The sequence below is a fragment of the Arthrobacter sp. 05N33_2 genome (assembly GCF_056397425.1).
This window is the reverse complement of record NZ_JBFTNJ010000129.1, coordinates 1-2879: the sequence shown is the minus strand read 5'-3', so window position 1 is coordinate 2879 and position 2879 is coordinate 1. Positions and strand designations below refer to the sequence as shown.

Sequence of the window (2879 nt, the reverse complement as noted above, 5' to 3'; positions counted from 1 at the left end):
GTGGGCATTCAAACGCTTCTACGCCACGGAATCAGCCCGCAGAAACGCCCTCCCGGCATGGCTGCACCACTACAATCACCACAGGCCCCACACCGCAATCGGTGGCCACCCGCCCATCAGCCGCTTAACCAACCTCCCTGGGCAGTACAGCTAGCCCGTTGCCGAGTTAGGACTCCGCGTACAACAACTCGTCGGCTGCCATCTCGTCAAAGAATCCCCCTGCGGCAAGCCCTGGGCGCGGACCTCCTGGGCGACCGGTGGGCCCACAAACTCAGCCGCACCCTGGCGGCGGCGAGCACTCACTCGAGGAAGACGGCGGACTCTCGTGTCGCTGGCGGACGTGTTTCGTTTAATCCAAAGGACCCCTCTGGCGGCTCGCGGAAGTGGGGCTGGAGGTAACCGCTAGGACTTACTTTCGGGCTTCCTCCGACCCTCCGGATGGAAGCAGCAGGGGCTGGAAGGCCAGTAGTTGGTCGATCTTGGAGGCGTGGACATCGTGCTGCTATCCATTCCTGCATGGGCAGGTGGGGCACGTCGTCGCTCACGACGTCGAACACGTCAGCCCGACCCTTTATTGGATCGGGCTGACGATCTGGGGTTGCTCATCTTGCGGGGCGCCTCAACGGCGCCCGGTTGAGGTCCCTACCGGGCGGGCAGCGCCTCGAGCAGGAACCGGGCCGCGTCGTCGAGGGCCTTGCGCCCCTCGGGGAGCCGGTCTTGGTGCATGTGCCAGACGTGGAACATCTCGGGCCAGACGTCCAGGCTCACTCGCACGCGATTCTCGGCTAGGTGCCCGGCCAGCCGGACTGCGTCGCTGAGCATGAGTTCATTCTCCCCGATTGTGACCAGGATCGGGGGCAGGCCGCGGACGTCGGCGAAGACCGGGGATGCGTCCGGGTCATTCGGCAGTGCCCCGCCTAGGAAGCTGCGTGCCAGCAGGTCCAGGACGGCCTTGCTGTTCAGCGGGTCGAGGCCTTCCCGGTTGGTCATCGACGCGCCTGTGTGCTCCAGGTTCGCCCAGGGTGACAGGGCAACCCCGGCTGCCGGCAGCGGCAACCCCAGATTGCGAGCCTTGATCATCACCGTGACTGTCATGGCGCCGCCGGCCGAATCACCTGCGACCATCAGACGCTCCGGGTCCTGACCCTGCTCCAGCAGCCAACGGTACGCGTCGACGGTGTCGTTGATCGGCGTGGGGAAGGGGTGTTCCGGAGCCAGCCGGTAGTGCGGCAGGAACACCCGGGCGTTTAGGCGAACTGCAAAGTTTCCGGCGAGGCCATGGTAGCCCGCCGGGCTGCCGACGATGTAAGCACCTCCGTGGATGTAGAAAAGGGCCCGGTTGTCCTCCACGGTCTCGGGCGTCACCACGATCCCTGGGATCCCTCCCATGTCCACCTCTTCGATGGTGACCCCTTCCGGGGTGGGATGGGCGGCCAGCATCTCGTCGTATGCGGTGCGAAGTTCATCGAGGGTAGTGTCCGACGGTTCTCCGCGGAGCAATGGGGGAAGGGCGGCCAGGCTGGAGCTCCAGTTGTGAACAGCGGTGGAAACCTCTGTGGTGATAGGCATGTTCGTTCCTTTCGAGGGGGTGGTTTAGTTTTAGCATGTTCATCGGTAAATTGCGATATGGCGATGTTGGGGTAGCCTTATGGAGTGCCTACAGATGAGAACCCCGGAACCCAGCTCCAGCAGGACGAGCTGCTTGCAGCACTGCGCGCGCTCTCCAACCCACACCGCCTGGCGATCCTGCAGTGGCTCCGCGACCCCGTGAAAAATTTCGAAGAACAGAAAGTCGACGCCACACGCTACGGGGTGTGCGTCTCAAGCATCAGGAAGCGTTGCGAGGTCTCCCAGTCCACCGCCTCGCAGTTCATGGCTACCCTCGCAGACGCGGACCTCGTGCAGACCACCCGCATTGGACAGTGGACGTACTTCGCCCGCAACGAGGCGGCCATCGACCGGTTCCGGTCCTCCGTGGCCACGTCCCTCTAAGCCTTCCCAACCTCCTGTCGCGGGAAAAGTGAGTGAAGGCAATAAGCTTGCCCGGCATCCCAGCCCAGGAATCCGGCATCGCGTCAGCGCAACTGAACTCCGCCCAGCAGATCGGCGTCGCCCTTGGCGTTGCAGTGCTCACCACAATCTCCGTAAGCATCACCGAATACAGGCTCCCCGACGCACTGACAGCGCTGTACACCTCACGCGCCTCTAGAGACGCTGCAGCAAACGCAACAGCCAGCGCTGCACTCACGAGTGGCTACACGACGGCGCTTTTCATCGCGGCCATGCTTCTCGCGGCATCGGCGCTTATCACCGCGCTGATCATCAACGCCGGCCCCCAAGAGAAAACCACTCAAGCGGTCACTCTCTAGGTAAGCCCTAAAAGCAAACAGCCAGCTACGCAAACCTCGACCGGCGGGATGCGCAAGGAATAGGGCTCGGCAGGGATCGGTCTCACAAACGATCGATTACTGAGACCGTCGGGCGGTTTTCAGGGCGGTTCAGGACTGTCGAGGTAATGAGACGCGGCAAATTGTCCTCGCGGGAACGTTGGCGGGTCTCCTTTCGCCGACGTAGCCTCGGCCAGGTGAACGGTGAAGGAAAGCCCATGTCGGCGTCGAACGGCCGAGCGAAGAGAAGCAGGGGCGCGGCTTTCCTGCCGATTGGGATCGTATTCGTTGCCGTTGCGATCGCAATGATATTTCTGGGAACCACGGCCTAGATTGCGTTCCTCACTATGGGCATCACGTTCCTCATCCTCGGGATGCAGAAGCCCGCAGACAACGATGAGCGTCCACCCAGCGAGTCTTCACGAGGCTGACAGCGACCGCATCATCGCGCTGAATACTTTTGTGTCCCTGTTTCTGGGGAAGGTACGGGGT

General features: G+C 62.7%; 4 protein-coding genes. 3 read left to right on the top strand and 1 reads right to left on the bottom strand.

Annotated elements, in window-relative coordinates:
* The coding region (locus tag AC1DHX_RS20520; RefSeq protein ID WP_476900445.1) for an integrase core domain-containing protein at positions 1-154 on the top strand (154 nt) is incomplete at its 5' end.
* Positions 155-642: 488 nt separating this feature from the next.
* On the opposite strand, the gene AC1DHX_RS20515 is transcribed toward AC1DHX_RS20520, so the two are convergent.
* Positions 643-1569: an alpha/beta hydrolase gene (locus tag AC1DHX_RS20515; protein WP_476860523.1), complete on the bottom strand. Its 927-nt coding sequence runs from the start codon at positions 1567-1569 to the stop codon at positions 643-645.
* Positions 1570-1653: 84 nt separating this feature from the next.
* On the opposite strand from AC1DHX_RS20515, the gene AC1DHX_RS20510 reads away from it, so the two are divergent.
* Both AC1DHX_RS20510 and AC1DHX_RS20505 read left to right on the top strand, forming a co-directional pair.
* Positions 1654-1992, top strand: coding sequence for an ArsR/SmtB family transcription factor (locus tag AC1DHX_RS20510; protein ID WP_186329212.1), 339 nt, complete (start codon positions 1654-1656; stop codon positions 1990-1992).
* Between the two features lie 47 nt (positions 1993-2039).
* Positions 2040-2369, top strand: a complete 330-nt coding sequence (locus tag AC1DHX_RS20505; RefSeq protein ID WP_476860522.1) for a hypothetical protein — start codon at positions 2040-2042, stop codon at positions 2367-2369.
* The last annotated feature ends 510 nt before the right edge of the window (positions 2370-2879 follow it).

Excerpts from the sequence above, each read along its gene's own strand:
- AC1DHX_RS20515 (WP_476860523.1), bottom strand. The coding sequence starts at position 1,569 with ATGCCTATCACCACAGAGGTTTCCACCGCTGTTCACAACTGGAGCTCC.